This is a genomic window from Pseudomonas sp. TMB3-21 (genome assembly GCF_054898145.1).
Genome location: NZ_CM142718.1, coordinates 2,754,409 through 2,775,816, shown reverse-complemented (window position 1 = coordinate 2,775,816; position 21,408 = coordinate 2,754,409). Strand labels below are relative to the sequence as shown.

Here is a 21,408-nt window from a genome sequence, read left to right as displayed (position 1 = left end):
CAGCGGGCAATCATCGAATAGAAGGCGATCAACCCCGAGCGACTGACGACGGGCTGTGCTAAAACCCTCTACCAGTCAACCATTGTCCTACAGGAGCCAGCATGCCGTTCACCGCCAAACCGCTCTCAGGCCTGAAAGTCATCGAATTGGGAACCTTGATCGCCGGGCCCTTTGCCTCGCGCATTTGCGGCGAGTTCGGGGCCGACGTGATCAAGGTCGAGTCGCCCGACGGCGGTGATCCGTTGCGTAAATGGCGCAAGCTGTATGAAGGCACGTCCTTGTGGTGGTTCGTCCAGGCGCGCAACAAGAAGTCTCTGACGCTGAACCTGAAACACCCGGAGGGTTTGGCGATTCTCAAGAAACTGCTCAGTGAAGCCGACATTCTGATCGAGAATTTTCGCCCCGGCGTATTGGAGAAACTCGGCTTGGGCTGGGACGTTCTGCACGCCCTCAACCCGAAGCTGGTGATGGTGCGACTTTCGGGTTTCGGTCAGACCGGCCCGATGAAAGACCAGCCAGGATTTGGCGCGGTCGGCGAATCCATGGGCGGCCTGCGTTACATCACTGGTTTCGAAGACCGCCCGCCGGTGCGCACCGGGATTTCCATCGGCGATTCGATCGCCGCGCTGTGGGGTGTGATTGGCGCGCTGATGGCGTTGCGTCATCGCGAAGTCAACGGCGGTCTCGGCCAAGTGGTCGACGTGGCATTGTATGAAGCGATCTTTGCGATGATGGAAAGCATGGTCCCGGAGTTCGACGTGTTCGGCTTCATCCGCGAAAGAACCGGCAACATCATGCCCGGCATCACGCCCTCTTCGATTCACACCAGCGCGGACGGCAAACACGTGCAGATCGGCGCCAATGGCGATGCGATCTTCAAACGTTTCATGCTGATCATCGGTCGCGAAGACCTCGCCAACGACCCGATGCTGGCCAGTAACGACGGCCGCGACAGCCGGCGTGACGAGCTCTATGGCGTGATTGATCGCTGGGCTAATTCGTTGCCGCTGGACACCATCATCGAGCAACTGAATCAGGCCGATGTACCGGCCAGCCGTATCTTCAGTGCCGAAGACATGTTCAGTGATCCGCAGTACCTGGCGCGGGAAATGTTCCTCAAGGCAAAACTGCCGGATGGCAAAGATTTCAAGATGCCGGGCATCGTGCCGAAACTGTCTGAGACACCCGGCAGTTCGGAATGGGTCGGACCGCAGTTGGGCGAACATAATGCGCAGGTACTCAACGACCTTGGCTACGACTTGCAACAGATCGCGAAGCTTCGTACAGACGGAGCCATTTAAGCTGAGACGCCTGTTTGCCTGCGCGATGCTCGGCCATCGTGCGCTCGCGGTTTTGCTGCTGCTCGCCACGCCGACTTCGTCAGCGTTCGCGCAACCAAAGCAAACGCTCGTCTGGCTACTGCGCGATCTGCCGCCGCTGATGATTTTCGAAGGGCCGGAAAAGAGTCGCGGCGTCATCGATCAGTTGTTGCCGTTGCTGATCGCGCGGATGCCGCAATACCAACACACCCTGATGCGGGTAAATCGCGCGCGCGGTTTGCAAATACTTCAGGAGCAGACACTCGTCTGCGATGCGGCGCTGAACCGAAGCGAGGTCCGCGAACAGTGGATTGTCTTCACCGCCCCGGTTTTCCGAGCGATGAGCAACGTGCTGGCGGTGCGGCGCTCCGATCAGGAATTCCTCAAACCCTTCATCAAGGAAGGCGAAGTTGACCTCGGGGCGTTACTGGCCAACGGTGACGAGAAGCTCGGCGTCATTGCCGAGCGCAATTATGGCGACCATCTCGATGCCGTGATCCAACATGCGCCGGCCTCTTCGCTGACCCTGCATTACGGAAATGATGCCCTTGGCAGTCTGTTGCAGATGCAGCGCCTGGGACGTTTGCGAATGCTCTTGGGCTACCGCCCGGAGATCCGCTACCAGGCCAGGCATCAGGGCATCGCCGAAGACGAACTGCAGTTTTTTCCGATTCGCGACACGGGCAAATACCTCTCCGGCTACATCGGCTGCAGCGCCACAACACAGGGTCGACAGGTGATCCGGGAGATCGATCAACTGCTGCGCACCCTCCCTCGCGCAGCCGTGAGCCAGGCGTACGCCGCCTGGCTCGACCCTGAGAGTCGGCATGATTATCTGGAAGCCAGCAGGTTGTTCTTTATCGAGCACGACGCTTGGTGACAAATCGCAGGCAAAAGAAACCCCGAGAAGTGGGGAGACAACTCGGGGTTAAACGTGGTCTATAAAGACCAGTAACGACAGGCTACAAGCACCGGAGCACAATGCTCGATCCCGTCGTTACATGCTCTGACTGACGTCAACGCAGGAAGTTTCCTACCAAAAATAATTCAATTTCGGCCGGCCAGCACCTTGTCCTGAGCGGCATTGCGCAACGCTGCGATGACGCAGGGCTCCAGGCGTCCTTCAGCGATCATCAGATCGCGACGCAGACCGTCGACCACGTCCGTGAGCAGGCGTTTGTCGCTCAGTTGTGCCTGGTTGAATTCGCGCTCGACCACGATTGCGCCGGTTGAGCTCTTGAGTGTCACGAGGCATTCGCCCTGCGCGCCCGACGGCGTCAACGAAACCTGATAAGGGCTCAGAGCCTCGCCGAGCAATAGACTGATACTTTCCATCTCGATCACCACTCAATAGTCCGAAAACAATGTGCCTGGGGGCGTGTCCACAGTAAATGACCACCGGGCCGTTAGGAAAGTTCTGGATTTGCGCTGCGAGCGCTTTGGTGTGTTTGGTTGACTGAGCATGCATGGCGAATATGACAGGGAGAAAACAGTGACTGCCTGGGGTGGCTTTGCACTGTGTGGGAGCGGAGCTGATGACGTTGGCGTTGGCGTTGGGTCAGGCGACAAACCTCTGCGAATGTCCTCGACCAACTGTAGGAGCTGGCTTGCCAGCGATAGCTCGCTGATAGACGACCATTCCCCTGCACATGCCCCCGATCACCTGTGGGAGCTGAGCTTGCTCGCGATGGCGTTGGGTCAGGTGACGCGGATGTGGAAGGGTGTTTATATCCTGAATTTTGGTGATGGCTACTATCGGTTCCGCTTTTACAGCGGGTCACTTGGTGCTGTTCCGTGACTCGCCGTAAGGGCGAAACCAATAAAAGCCATCACCACAGCAATGGATATGTACCCGGCAAATCTAAACGCCCTGTACATAGCCATCACTGGCAAGCCAGCTCCTAAAGTAGACCGAGTACACTCTCGAGAATCCCGCCGAATCCAGACAAGCCATCGTGAGCAAGCCTTGCTCCCACAAAGCTCGCAAGCGACGGCTAGGACCTGTCAGTCAGACGCACAAGTCGAAGCAGTCAAAGCGGCTTCCCACGATTCCCATGCTGAGCAACAAACGCCTGCACCGCCTTCAAATCATTAGGCAACACCGTGCAACGCTCATCCCGCTCAAACAGATCAGTCAAATGCACCGGCAACTCCAGCGCTTTACCCACGCCCGCTTTCAGCACCGCATCCGGGAACTTGACCGGATGCGCCGTCCCCAGGATCACCATAGGAGTATCCAGACTGCGCCGGCATTCGCGCGCAGCTTTCACACCGATTGCAGTGTGCGGATCCAGCAACTCACCCGTCTGCTCGTAAACCTCGGCAATGGTCTCGCACGTCTGCGCGTCATCCACTGCCAGCGAATCGAACAGCTTGCGAGCCTCGGTCCAGCGCTCCTGTTCGACGCTGAAACCACCCCCTTGGCGGAAGCTGTCCATCAAACCGGCAATCGCCGCGCCGTTGCGACCATGCAGGTCAAACAGCAAACGTTCGAAGTTCGACGACACCATGATGTCCATCGACGGCGACAGCGTCGCGTGCAGGGTTTCCTTGGCGTACTGATTGCCGCTCATGAAGCGGTGCAGGATGTCATTGCGGTTAGTGGCTACGATCAGTTGGTTGATCGGCAGGCCCATGTTGCGCGCCAGGTAACCGGCGAAAATGTCGCCGAAGTTACCGGTTGGCACCGAGAACGACACCGAACGCGCCGGGCCACCCAACTGCAGGGACGCGTGGAAGTAGTAAACGATCTGGGCCATGATCCGCGCCCAGTTGATCGAATTCACCGCCACCAGACGCGTGCCCTTGAGGAAGCTCTGGTCCGCGAAGCTCGCCTTGACCATTTCCTGGCAGTCATCGAAGTTGCCTTCGATGGCGATGTTGTGGATGTTCTCGCCGAAGATGGTGGTCATCTGCCGACGCTGCACTTCGGACACACGGTTGTGCGGGTGCAGGATGAAGATGTCGACGTTTTCGCAGTGCTTGCAGCCTTCGATCGCCGCCGAGCCGGTATCGCCCGAGGTCGCGCCAACAATTACCACGCGCTCGCCGCGCTTTTCCAGCACATAGTCGAGCAAACGACCGAGCAGTTGCAGAGCGAAATCCTTGAACGCCAACGTCGGGCCGTGGAACAGTTCCAGAACCCACTCGTTACCGTTCAGCTGACGCAACGGTGCGACGGCGCTGTGCGAAAACACACCGTAGGTCTCTTCCAGAATTCTTTTGAAATCAGCATCGGGAATGCTGCCGGTAACGAACGGACGCATCACCCGGAAGGCCAGCTCGTGATACGGCAGCCCGGCCCAGGATGCGATCTCTTCCTGGGTGAAGCGCGGCAGGTTTTCCGGGACGTACAGACCGCCGTCGGTGGCAAGACCGGTCAGCAGGACATCTTCGAAATTCAGGGCCGGTGCCTGGCCGCGGGTACTGATATAACGCATGACTGGCTCCAATAGACAGTGTTCGTAGAACCGGGCCCTTCAGAGAACCCGGCGAACGTTGAAGGCTTAGTTCAGGTGCTCGACACGAATCCGTACAACCGGACCGACCACACCCGCCAAGGCCTCAAGCGCGGCGATCGCGTCGTTGATGTGCTGCTCGAGCACACGATGCGTGATCAGGATCATCGGCACCAGGCCGTCGTGTTCTTCGACTTCCTTCTGCATGATCGACTCGATGTTGATCCCGCGTTCCGAGAGAATGCTTGCGACCTGCGCCAGCACACCCGGATGATCCTTGGCCTGAATGCGCAGGTAATAGGCGCTTTCGCAGGCTTCGATCGGCAGTATCGGGTGCGCGGACAGCGAATCCGGCTGAAAGGCCAGGTGCGGCACGCGGTTTTCAGGGTCGGACGTCATGGCGCGAACCACGTCGACCAGGTCGGCAATCACCGACGAAGCGGTCGGTTCCATGCCGGCGCCGGCACCGTAGAACAAGGTTGAGCCGGCGGCATCACCATTGACCATCACGGCGTTCATCACGCCATTGACGTTGGCGATCAGACGATCAGCCGGGATCAGCGTCGGGTGCACGCGCAATTCAATGCCGGAAGCCGTACTGCGCGCCACACCGAGGTGCTTGATGCGGTAGCCCAACGCCTCGGCGTAATTGACATCGGCGGTGGTGAGTTTGGTGATGCCTTCGGTGTAAGCCTTGTCGAACTGCAGCGGAATGCCGAACGCGATGGACGCGAGAATCGTCAGCTTGTGAGCCGCGTCGATGCCTTCCACGTCGAAGGTCGGATCCGCCTCGGCGTAACCCAGCGCTTGCGCTTCCGCGAGGACGTCTTCGAAGGTACGACCCTTCTCACGCATTTCCGTGAGAATGAAGTTGCCGGTGCCATTGATGATGCCGGCGACCCAGTTGATGCGGTTAGCAGACAGGCCTTCACGGATCGCCTTGATCACCGGAATGCCACCGGCTACGGCTGCTTCGAACGCTACAATCACGCCCTTTTCGCGAGCCCTGGCGAAAATTTCATTGCCGTGAACGGCGATCAGCGCCTTATTCGCGGTTACTACGTGTTTTCCGTTCTCGATCGCTTTGAGTACCAGCTCGCGGGCAACGGTGTAGCCGCCCATCAGCTCTATGACGATATCGATCTCAGGGTTCGTGGCCACATCGAAGACATCGTTGGTAATCGCAATACCGGTCGTCTGGAACTGAGGCTTTGGCGTGCGCATGGCAATTTGTGCCACTTCGATTCCACGCCCGGCACGACGAGCAATTTCCTCGGCGTTGCGCTGAAGTACGTTGAAGGTTCCGCCACCGACGGTCCCTAACCCACAGATGCCTACTTTGACCGGTTTCACTGTGAACTCCCCATAAAACGGCCGACTCAAGGCCGGCCGTGAAAACAGCCGCAAGCTCGCGGCTCTCTATTAATGGCCCGGCAATAATGCCGCCGGACCATGATCGTCAAAGGCTGGCCGTGACGATGCGAATTTACTTCGCGCCCAGCGCCAGTTTGGCGACTTGTGGCGCAGGCTGGTAGCCCGGAATGACCTGGCCGTCCGCCAAAACGATGGCCGGTGTGCCGTTCACGCCGATCGACTGACCGAGGGCGAACTGCTTGGAAACCGGGTTATCGCATTTGGCGGCTTTGATTTCCGTGCCGTCGACCATTTTGTCCATCGCCGCTTTCTTGTCTTTCGAGCACCACACCGCTTGCAACTGTTCGTCACCCGGCGAGCCAAGGCCCTGGCGCGGGAACGCCACATAGCGCACTTCGATGCCGCGCTTGTTCAGCTCGGGCACTTCGGCGTGCAGCTTGTGGCAGTACGGGCAAGTGGTGTCGGTAAAGACGGTGATGTGCGATTTGGTTTCGCCGATGGCCGGGTAAACCACGGTTTCCGCGAGCGGGATGGCGTTGACCAGCTTGGACACACCGAGGCGCTCGGTTTTCTCGGTCAGGTTGACCGGCTTGCCATCTTTGAGCTGGAACATGTAACCCTGAACCACGTACTGGCCATCGGCGCTGGCGTAGAGCACGCGGCTGCCCTGAAGCTTGACTTCGTAAAGGCCCGGCAACGGACTGGCGGAGATGCTTTCTACCGGGACTTCGAGCTGGAGGTTTTCCAGGCTTTTACGGATGGCTTTGTCGGCCGCGTCATCGGCGACGGCAAAGGTGCTGACCAACGCAAGGGCTGCGGCGGCGAAAATCTGGGTCAGACGCATGAGAACTCCTGAAGACGGACAAATGGGTCGATCAGAACGCCCGTGCCGAAACACCGGGTCATAACCGCCCACCGTGCAAACCGGCAAAGCCTATCACATAAGGGTCCTGTGGCCGAATGCGGCTGTCGCCAGAGATGTTCAGAGCGTCGAAGAACCTGTAGGAGTGAGCCTGCTCGCGATAGCATTAGTCCTGCCAACACAGCGGTGGCTGACAAACCGCCATCGCGAGCAGGCTCACTCCTACAGGGATTTTGTTCAGCCTCTGGGGTGGTGCCTGGCGTGCAGGTCCTGCAGACGTGCGCGGGCGACGTGGGTATAGATTTGCGTAGTCGACAGGTCACTGTGGCCGAGCAGCATTTGCACCACGCGCAGATCGGCGCCGTGGTTCAGCAGGTGCGTGGCGAAGGCATGGCGCAGGGTGTGGGGCGACAGTGATTTGCCGATCCCGGCCACCTTGGCCTGGTGCTTGATGCGGTGCCAGAACGTCTGTCGGGTCATCTGCTCGCCGCGCAGGCTGGGGAACAGCACATCACTGGGACGTCCGCCCAGCAGTTCGCCACGCGCATCGCGCATATAGCGCTCGACCCAGACAATTGCCTCTTCGCCCATCGGCACCAGCCGTTCCTTGCTGCCTTTGCCCATCACCCGCAGCACGCCCTGGCGCAGATTCACCTGCTCGAGCGTCAAACTGATCAGCTCGGTGACCCGTAACCCACAGGCATAAAGCACCTCGAGCATGGCGCGATCGCGCTGACCGATGGCTTCACTCAAGTCCGGCGCTTTCAACAATGCTTCCACGTCAGCTTCTGACAGGGACTTCGGCAGCGGCCTACCCAATTGCGGCATATCGACACGCAGAGTCGGGTCCACAGCAATCAGCTTTTCCCGCAGCAGATAGCGATAAAAGCCACGCACGCCGGATAAAAATCGCGCCGTGGAACGTGGTTTGTAGTTTTGCTCCAGACGCCAGGCCAGATGATCGAGGATCAATTCGCGGCCCGCGCTTAGCAGCTCCACCCCTTGTTCCTGCATCCAGCCGTTGAACAGCGCCAAATCGCTGCGATAGGCATCACGGGTGTTGTCGGAAAGGCCTTTCTCCAGCCACAGGGCATCAAGGAACTGGTCTATCAATGGATGATCGATGGCGGGCATAAGCGCTCAGGCAACGGGAATCAGACAGCAAGTCTTTCACAGCCCGTTCATTCGCGGAACCACCAAGGTATGTCAGGCGGCGAAACCCGGCAGCACCGGCACTGGTCGTTTATCTTCATCGATCGCCACGAAGCTGAACTGCCCATGAATGGCTTTCTCGCGGCCATCGCAACTCATGCTTTCAACAAACACCTCGACCTCTACCTTCAGGCTGGTGTTGCCCACTTTAATCACGCGCCCCACCAGTTCGACGATGGAACCGGCAGGGATCGCGTGATTGAAGTCGATGCGGTCTGTGGACACGGTCACCAACGGCAAGCGGCAGAAGCGTGTAGCGGTGATGAACGATACTTCGTCCATCCAGGCCAGCGCCGTGCCGCCGAACAATGTGTTGTGGTGATTGGTGGTCGACGGGAAAACCGCCTTGGTCACGCGGCTCACCGAGAGTTCGGTGCGGCGTTCGACTTCCTGTTCACGGGTGGTCATGGGCATGGCTCATAAAGGGTGGACCGCAGAGGAATGCAAGATCAACAGATCACAGCCTTCGGCAGTTCCTACAGGGGATCGCATAAACGGCGGCCAACAAAAAAGCAGCCCGTAGGCTGCTTTTTTCTGCATCGGGAAGCTGGACTTAAGCCAGTTTTTCCTTGATGCGAGCTGCTTTACCAGACAGGTCACGCAGGTAGTACAGCTTGGCTTTACGTACGTCACCGCGACGTTTAACGGCCATGCTGTCGATTTGCGGGCTGTAGGTCTGGAAAGTACGCTCTACGCCAACACCGTTGGAAATTTTACGCACGGTGAAAGCACTGTTTACGCCGCGGTTACGCTTGGCGATAACAACACCTTCGAACGCTTGCAGACGCGAACGGTCGCCTTCCTTCACTTTCACCTGAACGACAATGGTGTCGCCCGGGGCAAAGGTAGGGATTTCTTTGGTCATCTGCTCTGCTTCGAGTGCAAGGATGATTTTGTTAGTCATGCTGTGCTCCTAAGGTAAATCGTCGGATTTACCATCGATACGTTGTTAACTATCGTCCCGCTCGCGGATGTATTCCTCGAGCAGCTTCTTCTCTTCTCCAGAAAGCGAGCGGCTTTCCAGAAGATCGGCGCGTCGTTCAAAGGTCCTACCAAGGGACTGCTGTAAACGCCAACGCCGGATATGCGCGTGATTGCCACTTAGCAATACGTCGGGAACACGCTGATCCGCATACACCTCCGGTCGGGTGTAGTGCGGGCAATCCAGCAAACCATCCGTAAAGGAATCTTCCTCGGCGGAGTCCGCATGCCCTAAAGCTCCAGGCAGCAGTCGTGTAACCGCATCGATCAGGACCATCGCCGGCAGCTCGCCACCAGACAGTACATAGTCGCCAATCGACCACTCTTCATCGACATGAGCATCAATAAAACGCTCGTCAATGCCTTCATAACGGCCGGCAATCAGGATCAATGCATCCAGATTCGCCAACTCGCGTACCGCCGACTGAGTCAGTTGACGGCCTTGGGGGGACAGGTAAATCACCTTCGCCGCCTCCCCGGCTGCTGCCTTGGCCTGAACCAGAGCATCTTCCAGGGGCTTGATCTTCATCACCATGCCCGGGCCACCGCCAAATGGGCGATCGTCCACAGTGTGATGTCGATCCGTCGTGTAGTCTCGCGGATTCCAACAGGTGAGCTGCAAGAGCCCCTGTTTCACCGCACGACTGGTGATGCCGTACTCGCTGATGGCGGAGAACATCTCGGGAAACAAACTGATCACTTCTACGCGCAAGTTAGCCACGCTTAGAAGTCCGCATCCCATTCCACCTTCATCTCGCCTGCGGCAAGGTCGACGGCCAACACGCATTGCTCCGTATAGGGCAACAGGCGTTCGCGATCATCCAGGCTGCCAGCGCAAGGCTTGACCACCATTACATCATTGGCGCCGGTTTCCAGAAGATGATCGATTTTCCCGAGCATTTGCCCAAGTTGATCAATAACCTTCAGACCTTCCAGCTGGTACCAGTAGTACTCGCCGTCGGTCAATTCAGGGAACAGGTTGCGCGGCACGCAGATCTCATAACCGGCCAGAAGACGGGCTTCTTCACGATCATCAAGACCCTTGAGCTTTGCGACCAGGAACTTGTCGTTCCCACGTCCGCTGACCAGCTCGACCTGTTTGACATTGCCTTCGCGCTTGAGCGTCCAGGTTTTGTACTGCAACAGGTTTTCAGTCGGATCAGTAAAGGAATACACCTTCACTTCGCCGCGAACGCCATGAACAGAATAAATCTTGCCGATAACGATCAAATCATCAGCAACCGCTGGCGTCGCGTTCATATTGCTCAGGCCGCAGCCTTAGATGCGTCCTTCAACAACTGAGCAACACGCTCAGAAGGTTGTGCACCAACGCTCAGCCAGTAGGCTACGCGCTCTTGGTTCACGGACAGACGAACTTCCTGACCACGAGCAACAGGGTTGAAGAAACCAACCTGTTCCTTGTGCGAACCGTCGCGCGGGTTGCGGCTGTCGGTTACGGTCAAGTGGTAAAACGGGCGCTTTTTGGAGCCGCCAAGGGCAAGACGGATTGTTAGCATGTGAACATCGTTCCTGTAGTCGGTGCTGCAAATCTAAAGGCACAGCGGGCATAGGTGCCCGAAAGGCCGCATATTCTAAGGAATATCCGGACTTTTGCAAATGTCTTTTTCCGGCGCTCTACCAGCCGCCATCCAGATTTGCTATAGAGCCGTCGTTGAAAACGGCCAGTCAGCTCCCGCCAAGTGCGGGTTTGCTGTGTATCCCACGTCCGTGTGGGTTGGCGCCGACATGACTGCCGGCGCGAAATATTTACATCTTCGGCATGCCGCCGCCGGGCAACATACCGCCCATGCCGCGCATCATTTTGGCCATTCCGCCTTTCGCGGAGAATTTCTTCATCATCTTCTGCATCTGCTTGTGCTGCTTGATCAAGCGACCGATGTCCTGCACCTGGGTTCCGGAACCCATGGCGATCCGGCGCTTGCGCGAACCGCTGATCAACTCAGGGTCGCGGCGCTCGGCCGGGGTCATGGAATTGATGATGGCTTCCATTTGTTTGAACTGCTTCTCTGCCGCGCCCTGGGCATTGCCCATTTGCGCCAGATTGACACCGCCGATGTTCGGCAGCTTGTCCATGAGTCCGCCAAGGCCGCCCATGTTCTTCATTTGTTGCAGCTGATCACGGAAGTCTTCGAGGTCGAAGCCCTTGCCCTTCTTCAGCTTTTTAGCAAGCTTGTCGGCCTTGTCTTTGTCGAGAGTCTGTTCAGCCTGCTCAATCAGGCTGAGCACGTCGCCCATGCCGAGGATGCGCGAAGCGATCCGCTCAGGGTGGAAAGGTTCGAGCGCATCGCTCTTCTCACCCATACCGATGAACTTGATCGGTTTGCCGGTGATGGCGCGAACCGACAGCGCCGCACCGCCACGGGCGTCGCCGTCGACCTTGGTCAGGATCACACCGGTCAGCGGCAATGCATCACCGAAGGCCTTGGCCGTGTTCGCGGCATCCTGACCGGTCATGGCGTCGACCACGAACAGGGTTTCGACCGGATTGATCGCGGCGTGCAACGCCTTGATCTCGCCCATCATCTCTTCGTCGATGTGCAGACGACCGGCGGTATCGACGATGACCACATCAATAAACTTGAGCTTTGCTTCTTTAATAGCGGCTTGCGCGATCTCGACCGGCTTCTGACTCAGGTCGGACGGGAAGAAGGTCACACCGACTTCACCGGCCAGCATTTCCAGCTGCTTGATCGCCGCCGGACGGTAGATGTCCGCGGACACCACCATGACCGACTTCTTCTTGCGCTCTTTAAGGAAGCGCGCAAGTTTGCCGGCGGTGGTGGTTTTACCCGCGCCCTGCAGACCGGCCATCAAGACGATGGCGGGTGGCACGGCACTCAGGTTCAAATCTTCGTTGGCCGCGCCCATCAGGCTTTCGAGTTCGGCCTGGACAATTTTCACGAACGCCTGACCCGGCGTCAGGCTGCGCGACACTTCCGTGCCGACAGCGCGTTCCTTGACCGAATTGACGAAGTCCTTCACCACCGGCAAGGCAACGTCAGCCTCGAGCAACGCCATGCGCACTTCGCGCAGGGTGTCTTTGATGTTGTCTTCGGTCAGCTTGGCCTTGCCGGTGACATGGCGCAGCGTCTGCGAGAGACGGTCGGTTAAGTTTTCAAACATTGCGCGATCCTTTCAGGCCCTGTGTTGACCGGGATAATGGCGGCCCGGACCGTGATAAACATGAGCTCGGCGAGCCTGCGGCGTGGGCAGGTCGCGGATTATAGCGAAGACTGCGTCTGGCGGACACCTCGCACTTTCGTGGTGTGGGGGTTCTATGCCAAACTCAGCGCCTTTCGGGCTTGCCTAACAGGATTTATGCTCCCCTTGTCACCCAGTTTGCTTACCACCCTCGCCGCCGCCTGCCTCTATGCCGCTGCGACTCTCTATCAAGGCACTCGTCTGGCCACCGGCGCCAAGGCGAACAAGCGCCTGCTGGTCACGCTCGGCGTGCTGGCGGTGCTGGCCCACAGCGCCAGCCTGCTCACTCACCTATTGACGCCGATCGGCCTGGGCCTGGACTTTTTCAGTGCCGCCAGCCTGATCGCCGCCGCTGTCATTGCCCTGACGCTGCTGGCCTGCTCACGGATTCCGGTGGAAAACCTGCTGGTATTGCTGTTCCCGCTGGGCGCTGCAACCGTCTTGCTGGCGCAGTTCGCGCCGGCCGGCACAGTGCAGATCATCGACGAAGAACCGGGTATTCTCGCTCACATCCTCCTGTCGATCCTCGCGTATGGCATGTTTACCATCGCGGTGTTCCAGGCCTTGTTGCTGCTGGTTCAGGACCATCAACTCAAGCACAAGCACCCGTCCGGGCTGATCAAGAACTTCCCGCCGCTGCAAACCATGGAAAGCCTGCTGTTCGGTTTCCTGTGGGCCGGCTGGACCTTGCTGTCGATGTCACTGATCTCCGGCTGGTTGTTCGTCGAAAACCTGTTTGCCCAACATCTGGTGCACAAAACCTTGCTGGCATGCCTCGCCTGGATTGTTTTCAGCGTGCTGCTGTGGGGTCGCAACCGCCTCGGCTGGCGCGGGCACAAGGCCATTCGCTGGACCCTCGCCGGTTTCTGCCTGCTGATGCTGGCGTACTTCGGCAGCAAGCTGGTCCGTGAATACATTCTGCACATCTGACGGGCGGCACTAATGGACGACTTGCCCTTGGGGCCGATGCTCGCAGTGATGGCCCTGCTGATTTTATGGTCGGGCCTGTTTACCGCGATCGAAGCGGCGCAACAACATGTGCTCGCCCAGCGCACGGCGTCGCGCGCCAAAGACAAGCCGCTGGCGAAGCTGAGTTTTCCGCTCAGCAGCCTGATTCTCTGCAACACGCTATGCCGCTCACTCGTGGTGGTGATCTGCACCTTGCTGGCAATTTTCACCTGGGCCGAAAACGGTCCGTGGGCGGCATGCCTTGGCGCAGCCGCGATTCTGCTGGTATTCGCCGATTACCTGCCGCGTACCCTCGCCGTGCGCTATCCAGACGCTGTGCTGGCGCTGGGCAACACCTTGCTGCGCATCCCTCTGAAAATTCTTTACCCTGCCGCCTGGCTGCTCAGCGGCATCAGCCAGCTGCTGACGCGACCTTTCGCGCGTAAGAGCAAAGTGGTGCAGCAAAGCGAAGACGAAGCGCCGACCGATCGCAATGAGGACCATGACAGCCAGGTCAGTCGCCCGCACCCGCTACCAGGTATTCATGCGCTGGACAACATTACGGTCAACGACATTCTGGTGCCGCGTAGCGAAGTCGACGGGATCAACCTTGATGACTCGATCGAAGAAATCCTAGAACAGCTGCGCGCCAACCGACGCACGCGCCTGCCGGTATTCCATAGCGACATCAATCAGGTGGAAGCGGTGCTCAATACCCGGCAGATCCGCCATCTGCTGGCCGGTGGCGAGCTGACGCGCGAAGCGCTGCAGTCCGCGTGTCACGACCCCTACTTCGTGCCGGAAAGCACCCCGCTGCAGCTGCAACTGCTCAATTTTCACAAGCAGCAGCGACGCCTGGGCATGGTGGTCGACGAGTACGGTGAAGTGCTGGGTATTGTCACCCTCGAAGACATTCTTGAAGAAATTGTCGGCGAATTCGAAAGCCAGCACAGCCTGGAGAATCCGCACATTCATCCGCAGGCCGACGGGCGCATGATGATAGACGGTGCCGCGTCGATTCGCGATGTGAACAAGAACCTCGGCTGGCACTTACCCAGTGACGGCCCGAAAACCCTCAACGGGCTGGTCACCGAGGCGCTGGAGACGATCCCCAAAAGTCCGGTGTGCCTGAAGATCGGACGTTATCGGCTGGAGATTCTCGAAACCGAGGACAACCGCGTTACGCGCGTGCTGATCTGGCATAACAGCACCGTTCCAACCGTTGTGCCCGCCCGCTAGATATTAAAAAGGTTGCAGCCTGAGGCAGCTCCCACAGTTGGAATGTGCTCCGCTGGAGGCTGCGATCTTTTCAGGTTGTTCCCCTTGTTCAATCGTTAGCCGCCTTCCTATAATCGAATCCGCTTACCCAAGCCCCGCCCCACCCCGTGCTACCCGCACCCCGAGTCAAACCCACATCCCTGGGTGTTTCACCATAATAATTCGCTCCACTGGGGCATGACTGTCAGGGATTAACGCATGACGACCAGCACGACTTACAGCGAAACCACGCCCGAACAACCGACCAACTCCGCCACCCGCGTGGCCACGGCGAGCTTTATCGGCACGGCCATCGAGTTCTACGATTTCTACGTTTACGCCACGGCCGCCGCCTTGGTGATCGGCCCTGTGTTCTTTCCGCAGACCTCCGGCACCGCGCAAATGCTCTCGGCATTCCTCACGTTCGGTATCGCCTTCCTCGCCCGCCCGCTGGGTTCGGCGCTGTTCGGCCATTTCGGTGATCGCATCGGGCGCAAGTCGACGCTGGTCGCCTCGTTGCTATTGATGGGCGTGTGCACAACGCTGATCGGCGTGCTGCCGGGTTATGACAGCATTGGCGCCTGGGCACCGATTCTGCTGTGCGTGTTGCGCTTTGGCCAAGGCTTGGGACTGGGCGGCGAATGGGGCGGTGCGGCATTGCTGGCGACGGAGAACGCGCCCAAAGGCAAGCGTGCCTGGTTTGGCATGTTTCCGCAGCTCGGCCCTTCGATCGGTTTCCTGGCGGCGAACGGGCTGTTTCTGACGCTGGCCATGACTCTGGATGACGAACAGTTTCGCTCATGGGGCTGGCGCATCCCGTTCCTGCTGAGTGCTGCGCTGGTGATGGTGGGCCTGTACGTGCGCCTGAAGTTGCATGAAACGCCGGTATTTGCCAACGCCATGGCCCGCCAGGAACGGGTAAAAATCCCGCTGGTCGAACTGTGCAGCCAATACTGGGCACCGATGCTGCTCGGCGCCGGCTCGATGGTGGTGTGTTACGCGCTGTTCTACATCTCCACCGTGTTCTCGCTGAGTTATGGCGTGTCGACGCTTGGGTATACCCGCGAAACCTTCCTCGCGCTGTTGTGCTTCGCGGTGCTGTTCATGGCGGCGGCAACGCCGCTGTCAGCGCTGGCAAGCGATCGTTATGGGCGCAAACCGGTGCTGATCGTCGGTGGCGTGCTCGCGGTGCTGTCCGGGTTTCTGATGGAACCGTTGCTCACCCAGGGTTCGACCTGGGGCGTGGCGCTGTTCCTGTGCATCGAGTTGTTTTTGATGGGCGTAACGTTCGCGCCGATGGGGGCGCTACTGCCCGAGTTATTTCCGACGCATGTGCGCTACACCGGAGCGTCGGCGGCCTACAACCTTGGCGGAATCGTCGGTGCTTCAGCGGCGCCGTTTTTTGCGCAGAAGCTGGTGGCGATGGGCGGATTGAGTTACGTCGGCGGGTATGTGTCGGGAGCAGCGGTGCTGAGTCTGATTGCGGTGCTGTGTCTGAAAGAGACGCGCGATAACGATTTGAATCGGGTTGCCTGATAGACCGCCATCGCGGGCAAGCCTTGCTCCCACAGGTCAATGTCGACACCCAATTATGCGTGCGACGCGAACCTGTGGGAGCAAAGCTTGCTCGCGATGCTTTTAAAGCTCTACAACAACAGCCTGCGAAGCACGGGTCGCTTTAGCGCGAGCAGCCTCGATCGACTCATCCCGCGCCAGCGCCACACCCATCCGACGCTGGCCATGCACTTCTGGCTTGCCGAACAAACGCAACGCCGTATCCGGTTCGCTCAGCGCAGCACCCAGGTTTGCGAACGCTGTCTGCGTCGACTGGCCTTCCACCAGAATCACCGCCGATGCCGAAGGCGCGAACTGGCGGATCAATGGAATAGGCAGCCCCAGAATCGCTCGCGCATGCAAGGCAAACTGCGACAAGTCCTGAGAAATCAGCGTGACCAGACCCGTGTCGTGCGGGCGCGGCGAGACTTCGCTGAACCACACTTGATCACCCTTGATGAACAGCTCGACACCAAACAGGCCACGACCGCCCAAGGCTTCGGTGACGGCTTTGGCGACACGCTCGGATTCAGCCAGTGCCACCGGGCTCATGGCTTGCGGCTGCCAGGATTCCTGATAGTCGCCCTTCTCCTGACGGTGACCCACCGGTGCGCAGAAGGTGGTGCCGCCGACGTGGCGCACGGTCAGCAGGGTAATTTCGTAATCAAAATCGATGAAGCCTTCGATGATCACCCTACCTTTACCGGCGCGACCACCTTCCTGGGCGTAATCCCAGGCGGTTTTCACGTCATCGGCGCTGCGCAGCAGGCTCTGGCCTTTGCCCGACGAACTCATCACCGGCTTGACCACGCACGGGAAACCGAGGTCTTCGACGGCTTTGCTGTAGTCCTCGAAGGTATCGGCGAAAAAGTACGGCGAGGTCGGCACGCCCAGTTCTTCAGCGGCCAGACGACGGATGCCTTCGCGGTTCATGGTCAGCTGCGCGGCGCGCGCGGTCGGGATCACGGTGAAGCCTTCAGCTTCCAGCTCGACCAGGGTCGAAGTGGCGATGGCTTCGATTTCCGGCACGATGAAGTGCGGCTTCTCGGCTTCGATGACCGCACGCAGGGCAGCGCCGTCGAGCATGTTGATCACGTGGCTGCGATGGGCCACCTGCATGGCCGGAGCGTTGGCGTAGCGATCCACGGCAATGACTTCAACGCCCAAGCGTTGCAGCTCGATCACCACTTCCTTGCCCAACTCGCCACAGCCACACATCAATACGCGGGTCGCGGTGGGCGACAATGGAGTTCCGATACGGGTCATCTCAGGTCCTCAAAGAAGCGGATCAGCGAGGGACGCGAGCCTGGCACGCTTCCCATGGGGAGAAAGCGCGGCATTTTACATGAACCGGAGGGTTTCGCTCAGCTGGTGACGGCCTGTTTGCGCAAGCGCCACGCCATGATCAGCCACACCGCCGTGACGCCAGCGAATTTCGAGGCCATGGCAGTCAGGATCACGGCCGGGGTGAAGGCGTCGATCATGCCGAAGAAGATGAAGGTATCGAGCGGGATGCTCAGCGCGGAACTTATCCACAGACGGTCGTGCAGTGGGCGTTTCGTGATGGTGAACACCAGCCAGTCGATGCACTCCGACACAGCGAATGCCGTCGCGCTGGCCAAGGCGATGGAGGGGTCGGAGGTGACGTAGGAAAGTACCAGCGCAGCGAGCATGGCCACAATCGCGCCATGACCAAAGCGGATTTGCACCATGTCGCGGAGAACGAACACCAGCCCGCCCCACGCCGACCAGATGATGTCCAGGTGTGGCGCGGTGGAAAAGGCGTAGTTGATCAGCACGACGCTGCTGATGTAGGCGATCAGAAAGAGCATGTTAGTGGTGATACCTGTCAGTTTGGTGCGCAGGGTACTGCAGCCATCCACAGCTGCCAAACCTGGATACGGTCTTTGTAGCAGCTGGCGAAGCCTGCGTTCGGCGGCGCAGCCGTCGTAAAACCTGAGCGCGAGGTCTTTCTGAAACACCGCGTCGCCTGAACTCACGACGGCTGCGCCGCCGGACGCAGGCTTCGCCAGCTGCTACAGGTCGGGGGTTTTTCCCAGCATCCAGAGCAGCCCACTGGATTTGGCCCGCTCATGACAAAACCCCAGCACCGTTCGGCGCTCGTCGTTACTCATCCGGCTCCAGCGCGTGATCTCTTCCACGGTGCGCTGACACCCGGTGCAGATGTCCGCCTCGTCCAGCGCACAGATATTCACGCAGGGTGAGCGGACCGGGCGCTCCGCTGTGGTCATTGCTCCTGCTCGGCCAGATCGCGGGCATAACGCTGCGAGTTATGCACGTAATGCGCGGCGCTCGCTTCGAGCATGCTCTTCTGTTGCTCGGTCAATTCGCGCACCACTTTGCCGGGCGACCCCATGACCAGCGAGCCGTCGGGAATCTCCTTGCCCTCGCCGATCAGCGAGTTGGCGCCGATGATGCAGTGCTTGCCGATTTTGGCACCGTTGAGGATCACCGCGTTGATCCCGATCAGGCTGTAGTCACCCACCGTGCAGCCGTGAAGCATGGCGTTATGGCCGATGGTCACCCCGGTGCCGAGGGTCAACGGGTAGCCCATGTCGGTGTGCATAACCGTGCCATCCTGCACGTTGCTGTTCTTGCCGATCAGGATCAGCTCATTGTCGCCACGCAGCACGGCGTTGAACCAGACGTTGGCGCCTTCTTCCAGCTTGACCTTGCCCACCAGCACGGCGTTAGGCGCGACCCAGCTCTGTGGGTGGGTTTCGACGCGGGCGTCGCCCAAGCGATATTTCATTTTATTGTCCTCAAGGGCCAGGCAGGCTCACACGCTAATTCACACCATACGAATGGCTTCAGGTATTGATGAAACTCTTGGGCGGTTGGTGCAGGCTGATTTTCGCGTCATACAGAAGGTTGATCAACTCGACGATCATGATTGCCGTCAAACCCCAAATCTTGTACTCGCCGTAACGGTAGCTTGGCACGTACCAGCTGCGGCCCTGGTAATCGATGCGGTGCGTATGTTCGCGCGGGTCCTCGCGAAAGAACTCCAGCGGCACGCTGAACACCGCAGCGATCTCGGCATCATTGGGTTGATACTCGACGAAATCAGGGATCACCCCGACATAGGGCGTCACTTTGATGCCGTGCAGAGAAATCAGCGGGCTGAGCGGGCCAATCACCTCGACCAGGCCCGGCGGCAAACCGATTTCTTCCTGGGCTTCGCGCAAGGCTGTGAAAATCAGGTCCGGGTCTTCGGGGTCACGACGACCGCCGGGGAAGGCGACTTCGCCGCCGTGAGTCGAGAGCCCGCTGGCGCGCAGGGTCAGCACCAGCTCCGGTTCATCGCTGCGGGTGATAGGCACCAGGACGGCGGCCTCGGGGAAACGTTTATCGGTTTCCAGCGTTCGCGGCGTGTGATTGCTTACACGGTGAAGTAGCTCGTCCAGCATGAGTCTTCTCGATTTATTCGCTACCTTGCATCATGCACCAATCACATCGGCCGCCCAACCCCCGAACAACCTCGTGTCGCGAAACGACAACTTGCCGACTGACACCGCCACACGCCAAGATAGGCGCAGACTTCAGGAACCCAAGCATGAAATTTTGCAGTCAGTGCGGCAAACCGGTGACCCAGCGCATTCCAGAAGGCGATTCACGCCTGCGATTTGTTTGCGACAGCTGTCAGACCATTCATTACCAGAACCCCAACATCGTGGCCGGTTGCGTGCCGACGTGGGGCAGCAAGGTGTTGCTGTGTCGCCGCGCGATCGAGCCGCGACTCGGCTACTGGACGCTGCCGGCCGGCTTCATGGAAAACGGCGAAACCATCGAGCAGGCAGCCGTCCGCGAGACGGCGGAAGAAGCCTGCGCGCGGGTGCGTGATTTGAATATCTATACATTGATCGACGTGCCGCACATCAGTCAGGTGCACGTTTTTTTTCGCGCCGAACTGGTTGACCTGGATTTTGCTGCCGGCCCCGAAAGTCTCGAAGTGGCTTTGTTTGAGGAAACCGACATCCCTTGGTCCGAGCTGGCTTTCCGCACGGTGGGCCGTACTTTAGAATGCTTCTTCGCCGATCGGCGCAATGAGGTCTATCCCGTGCGTTCGGAGTCGATTCCACCACTGGTGCAATCCGCCCTGACTTGATTCGCACTCTGCGCAGACGTGGCAAGATCGCAGCCTGCAGCAGCTCCTACAAACATCGCGACACTCTTTGGGATACCGTTTTGATGCGCTGGTTGCTTGCCTTTTTTTGCCTGTCGTTGGTTGCAGTGTCCCAAGCGTCCCCCGTGGGAACCTATGACGGCAAAGTCATCGAGAAAGTCCTGGTTCTCAAATCCGCCCACCAGTTGCAATTGATCAACGACGGCAAGGCACTCAAGACCTATCGCATCTCCCTGGGCAAAGGCGCGAAGAAAGGCCCGAAACTGATAGAAGGCGACAAACGCACCCCGGAGGGGTTTTATTGGCTGGACTGGCGCAAGACCAGCGACAAATTCAACCTTTCGATGCACATTTCCTATCCGAACATCAGCGATGCCGCGCGAGCCCGCCGTGAGGGCGTTGAGCCGGGCGGCATGATCATGATCCATGGCACTCCGCATTCAGAGGAAAACCCCGAAGACCTGTTCCATACCCTGGACTGGACTGACGGCTGCGTCGCCATGCGCAATGTCGACATGCGCGAAGTGTGGGATCTGGTGCCAGACGGCACGATGATCGAGATTCGCCCGTAGGCCTGAATGTCTGGCGCCGTGCAGACCGCCTTCGCGAGCAAGCCCGCTCCCACATTTGATCGGTATACGACAGAACAAATGTCAGAGCAGGCTTGCTCGCGAAAGAGGCCCTGAGAGATAACGCCGCACCGGGCAATAAAAAACCCGCTGATCTGCATCAGCGGGTTTTTCATTTCAGCGACCGGAGACCTAGAACTCCTCCAACCGCACCACTTCATAAGCCGGTGTTTCGTAAGGGTGGCTGAGTTTCAGCGCGGCTACTGCGGCCACAATCAACTCGTCTGCCACTACCAGCTCAACCTTCCATTCCTCAACCTGCTCGACCTGCCCCGCTTCACCGATAAAGGGCTGACTGCCCTCCAGCGGACGAAACTGGCCTTGGCCCAGCACTTGCCACGCACAGTGATCGTAAGCGCCGATCCGACCGCCACCGGCGGCGAATACGGCACTCTTGACACCGTCGACGTGACTGTCGGGAACGAAAAAACTCAGCTTGTACACA

The 21,408-nt window shown here is 58.9% G+C and carries 24 protein-coding genes; 7 read left to right on the top strand and 17 right to left on the bottom strand.

Going from position 1 to position 21,408, the window contains the following annotated elements:
• Positions 1-101 precede the first annotated feature (101 nt).
• Both ACYZTS_RS12845 and ACYZTS_RS12840 read left to right on the top strand, forming a co-directional pair.
• Positions 102-1,301: a CaiB/BaiF CoA transferase family protein gene (locus ACYZTS_RS12845; protein ID WP_461996264.1), complete on the top strand. Its 1,200-nt coding sequence runs from the start codon at positions 102-104 to the stop codon at positions 1,299-1,301.
• The gene (locus ACYZTS_RS12840; protein WP_461996262.1) at positions 1,228-2,199 is read left to right on the top strand and encodes a TIGR02285 family protein; all 972 of its coding nucleotides are present in this window, start codon (positions 1,228-1,230) and stop codon (positions 2,197-2,199) included. The genes ACYZTS_RS12845 and ACYZTS_RS12840 overlap by 74 nt, the downstream gene beginning before the upstream one ends.
• A 167-nt stretch (positions 2,200-2,366) precedes the next feature.
• Here ACYZTS_RS12840 and ACYZTS_RS12835 read toward each other — a convergent pair whose 3' ends face one another.
• From ACYZTS_RS12835 to ffh, 11 genes are all read right to left on the bottom strand, one after another.
• Complete coding sequence (locus tag ACYZTS_RS12835; protein ID WP_028623875.1) at positions 2,367-2,654, bottom strand: DUF3509 domain-containing protein; 288 nt, start codon at positions 2,652-2,654, stop codon at positions 2,367-2,369.
• A 695-nt stretch (positions 2,655-3,349) separates the two neighbouring features.
• Entirely contained in the window at positions 3,350-4,759 is a 1,410-nt protein-coding gene (gene thrC, locus ACYZTS_RS12830; RefSeq protein ID WP_028623877.1) for a threonine synthase, read from the bottom strand.
• 66 nt (positions 4,760-4,825) lie between these two features.
• Positions 4,826-6,130, bottom strand: coding sequence for a homoserine dehydrogenase (locus tag ACYZTS_RS12825; RefSeq protein WP_028623878.1), 1,305 nt, complete (start codon positions 6,128-6,130; stop codon positions 4,826-4,828).
• Between the two features lie 133 nt (positions 6,131-6,263).
• Positions 6,264-6,995 (bottom strand): bifunctional protein-disulfide isomerase/oxidoreductase DsbC, encoded by a 732-nt coding sequence (gene dsbC, locus ACYZTS_RS12820; protein WP_461996259.1) that lies wholly within the window; start codon positions 6,993-6,995, stop codon positions 6,264-6,266.
• Positions 6,996-7,250: 255 nt separating this feature from the next.
• Entirely contained in the window at positions 7,251-8,147 is an 897-nt protein-coding gene (gene xerD / locus ACYZTS_RS12815) for a site-specific tyrosine recombinase XerD (RefSeq protein ID WP_461996258.1), read from the bottom strand.
• 72 nt (positions 8,148-8,219) lie between these two features.
• Positions 8,220-8,633 carry an acyl-CoA thioesterase gene (locus tag ACYZTS_RS12810; RefSeq protein ID WP_461996256.1) on the bottom strand — a complete coding sequence of 138 codons (414 nt, stop codon included), beginning with the start codon at positions 8,631-8,633 and terminating at the stop codon, positions 8,220-8,222.
• Between the two features lie 145 nt (positions 8,634-8,778).
• On the bottom strand, positions 8,779-9,129 hold the full coding sequence (gene rplS, locus ACYZTS_RS12805; RefSeq protein ID WP_003175895.1) for a 50S ribosomal protein L19: 351 nt from the start codon (positions 9,127-9,129) through the stop codon (positions 8,779-8,781).
• 45 nt (positions 9,130-9,174) lie between these two features.
• Positions 9,175-9,948 carry a tRNA (guanosine(37)-N1)-methyltransferase TrmD gene (gene trmD, locus ACYZTS_RS12800; protein ID WP_173860472.1) on the bottom strand — a complete coding sequence of 258 codons (774 nt, stop codon included), beginning with the start codon at positions 9,946-9,948 and terminating at the stop codon, positions 9,175-9,177.
• A complete protein-coding gene (rimM, locus tag ACYZTS_RS12795; protein ID WP_028623882.1) occupies positions 9,930-10,466 on the bottom strand; it encodes a ribosome maturation factor RimM in 537 nt (178 codons plus the stop codon). Before rimM ends, trmD begins: the two co-directional genes overlap by 19 nt.
• A 5-nt stretch (positions 10,467-10,471) precedes the next feature.
• A complete protein-coding gene (rpsP, locus tag ACYZTS_RS12790; protein WP_010463010.1) occupies positions 10,472-10,723 on the bottom strand; it encodes a 30S ribosomal protein S16 in 252 nt (83 codons plus the stop codon).
• A gap of 250 nt (positions 10,724-10,973) precedes the next feature.
• Positions 10,974-12,350, bottom strand: a complete 1,377-nt coding sequence (ffh, locus tag ACYZTS_RS12785) for a signal recognition particle protein (RefSeq protein ID WP_028623883.1) — start codon at positions 12,348-12,350, stop codon at positions 10,974-10,976.
• Between the two features lie 195 nt (positions 12,351-12,545).
• Between ffh and ACYZTS_RS12780 the strand changes: the two genes are divergently transcribed.
• The 3 genes from ACYZTS_RS12780 (at position 12,546) to ACYZTS_RS12770 (ending at position 16,169) form a co-directional block, all read left to right on the top strand.
• Positions 12,546-13,358, top strand: coding sequence for a cytochrome C assembly family protein (locus ACYZTS_RS12780; RefSeq protein ID WP_461996253.1), 813 nt, complete (start codon positions 12,546-12,548; stop codon positions 13,356-13,358).
• 12 nt (positions 13,359-13,370) lie between these two features.
• Positions 13,371-14,615: an HlyC/CorC family transporter gene (locus ACYZTS_RS12775; RefSeq protein WP_461996251.1), complete on the top strand. Its 1,245-nt coding sequence runs from the start codon at positions 13,371-13,373 to the stop codon at positions 14,613-14,615.
• 237 nt (positions 14,616-14,852) lie between these two features.
• A complete protein-coding gene (locus ACYZTS_RS12770) occupies positions 14,853-16,169 on the top strand; it encodes an MFS transporter (protein WP_461996249.1) in 1,317 nt (438 codons plus the stop codon).
• Between the two features lie 102 nt (positions 16,170-16,271).
• Here the strand turns inward: ACYZTS_RS12770 and purT are convergent, their stop codons facing one another.
• The 5 genes from purT to ACYZTS_RS12745 form a co-directional block, all read right to left on the bottom strand.
• On the bottom strand, positions 16,272-17,453 hold the full coding sequence (purT, locus tag ACYZTS_RS12765) for a formate-dependent phosphoribosylglycinamide formyltransferase (RefSeq protein ID WP_028623886.1): 1,182 nt from the start codon (positions 17,451-17,453) through the stop codon (positions 16,272-16,274).
• 98 nt (positions 17,454-17,551) lie between these two features.
• Positions 17,552-18,019, bottom strand: coding sequence for a preQ0 transporter (locus tag ACYZTS_RS12760; RefSeq protein ID WP_461996247.1), 468 nt, complete (start codon positions 18,017-18,019; stop codon positions 17,552-17,554).
• 204 nt (positions 18,020-18,223) lie between these two features.
• Complete coding sequence (locus tag ACYZTS_RS12755; RefSeq protein ID WP_461996245.1) at positions 18,224-18,439, bottom strand: DUF1289 domain-containing protein; 216 nt, start codon at positions 18,437-18,439, stop codon at positions 18,224-18,226.
• Complete coding sequence (locus tag ACYZTS_RS12750) at positions 18,436-18,960, bottom strand: gamma carbonic anhydrase family protein (protein ID WP_028623889.1); 525 nt, start codon at positions 18,958-18,960, stop codon at positions 18,436-18,438. Before ACYZTS_RS12750 ends, ACYZTS_RS12755 begins: the two co-directional genes overlap by 4 nt.
• A gap of 58 nt (positions 18,961-19,018) precedes the next feature.
• Positions 19,019-19,618, bottom strand: coding sequence for a CoA pyrophosphatase (locus ACYZTS_RS12745; RefSeq protein WP_028623890.1), 600 nt, complete (start codon positions 19,616-19,618; stop codon positions 19,019-19,021).
• 146 nt (positions 19,619-19,764) lie between these two features.
• Here ACYZTS_RS12745 and ACYZTS_RS12740 point away from each other — a divergent pair, with 146 nt between their 5' ends.
• Both ACYZTS_RS12740 and ACYZTS_RS12735 read left to right on the top strand, forming a co-directional pair.
• Positions 19,765-20,316, top strand: coding sequence for an NUDIX hydrolase (locus ACYZTS_RS12740; RefSeq protein ID WP_028623891.1), 552 nt, complete (start codon positions 19,765-19,767; stop codon positions 20,314-20,316).
• A gap of 83 nt (positions 20,317-20,399) precedes the next feature.
• Complete coding sequence (locus ACYZTS_RS12735) at positions 20,400-20,906, top strand: L,D-transpeptidase family protein (RefSeq protein ID WP_028623892.1); 507 nt, start codon at positions 20,400-20,402, stop codon at positions 20,904-20,906.
• Between the two features lie 189 nt (positions 20,907-21,095).
• Here ACYZTS_RS12735 and ACYZTS_RS12730 read toward each other — a convergent pair whose 3' ends face one another.
• Positions 21,096-21,407 (bottom strand): YqfO family protein, encoded by a 312-nt coding sequence (locus ACYZTS_RS12730; protein WP_028623893.1) that lies wholly within the window; start codon positions 21,405-21,407, stop codon positions 21,096-21,098.
• Position 21,408: the final 1 nt, after the last annotated feature.

Bases quoted from the DNA above. Each gene is read 5' to 3' on its own strand.
- rimM (WP_028623882.1), bottom strand. From the start codon at position 10,466: ATGAACGCGACGCCAGCGGTTGCTGATGATTTGATCGTTATCGGCAAG.
- ACYZTS_RS12760 (WP_461996247.1), bottom strand. From the start codon at position 18,019: ATGCTCTTTCTGATCGCCTACATCAGCAGCGTCGTGCTGATCAACTAC.
- rplS (WP_003175895.1), bottom strand. From the start codon at position 9,129: ATGACTAACAAAATCATCCTTGCACTCGAAGCAGAGCAGATGACCAAA.
- thrC (WP_028623877.1), bottom strand. From the start codon at position 4,759: ATGCGTTATATCAGTACCCGCGGCCAGGCACCGGCCCTGAATTTCGAA.
- ACYZTS_RS12740 (WP_028623891.1), top strand. From the start codon at position 19,765: ATGAAATTTTGCAGTCAGTGCGGCAAACCGGTGACCCAGCGCATTCCA.
- ACYZTS_RS12835 (WP_028623875.1), bottom strand. From the start codon at position 2,654: ATGGAAAGTATCAGTCTATTGCTCGGCGAGGCTCTGAGCCCTTATCAG.
- dsbC (WP_461996259.1), bottom strand. From the start codon at position 6,995: ATGCGTCTGACCCAGATTTTCGCCGCCGCAGCCCTTGCGTTGGTCAGC.
- ACYZTS_RS12775 (WP_461996251.1), top strand. From the start codon at position 13,371: ATGGACGACTTGCCCTTGGGGCCGATGCTCGCAGTGATGGCCCTGCTG.
- ACYZTS_RS12745 (WP_028623890.1), bottom strand. From the start codon at position 19,618: ATGCTGGACGAGCTACTTCACCGTGTAAGCAATCACACGCCGCGAACG.
- purT (WP_028623886.1), bottom strand. From the start codon at position 17,453: ATGACCCGTATCGGAACTCCATTGTCGCCCACCGCGACCCGCGTATTG.
- ACYZTS_RS12810 (WP_461996256.1), bottom strand. From the start codon at position 8,633: ATGACCACCCGTGAACAGGAAGTCGAACGCCGCACCGAACTCTCGGTG.
- ACYZTS_RS12845 (WP_461996264.1), top strand. From the start codon at position 102: ATGCCGTTCACCGCCAAACCGCTCTCAGGCCTGAAAGTCATCGAATTG.
- ACYZTS_RS12780 (WP_461996253.1), top strand. From the start codon at position 12,546: ATGCTCCCCTTGTCACCCAGTTTGCTTACCACCCTCGCCGCCGCCTGC.
- ACYZTS_RS12750 (WP_028623889.1), bottom strand. From the start codon at position 18,960: ATGAAATATCGCTTGGGCGACGCCCGCGTCGAAACCCACCCACAGAGC.
- ffh (WP_028623883.1), bottom strand. From the start codon at position 12,350: ATGTTTGAAAACTTAACCGACCGTCTCTCGCAGACGCTGCGCCATGTC.
- ACYZTS_RS12755 (WP_461996245.1), bottom strand. From the start codon at position 18,439: ATGACCACAGCGGAGCGCCCGGTCCGCTCACCCTGCGTGAATATCTGT.
- rpsP (WP_010463010.1), bottom strand. From the start codon at position 10,723: ATGCTAACAATCCGTCTTGCCCTTGGCGGCTCCAAAAAGCGCCCGTTT.
- trmD (WP_173860472.1), bottom strand. From the start codon at position 9,948: ATGGGATGCGGACTTCTAAGCGTGGCTAACTTGCGCGTAGAAGTGATC.
- ACYZTS_RS12840 (WP_461996262.1), top strand. From the start codon at position 1,228: ATGCGCAGGTACTCAACGACCTTGGCTACGACTTGCAACAGATCGCGA.
- ACYZTS_RS12735 (WP_028623892.1), top strand. From the start codon at position 20,400: ATGCGCTGGTTGCTTGCCTTTTTTTGCCTGTCGTTGGTTGCAGTGTCC.
- xerD (WP_461996258.1), bottom strand. From the start codon at position 8,147: ATGCCCGCCATCGATCATCCATTGATAGACCAGTTCCTTGATGCCCTG.
- ACYZTS_RS12770 (WP_461996249.1), top strand. From the start codon at position 14,853: ATGACGACCAGCACGACTTACAGCGAAACCACGCCCGAACAACCGACC.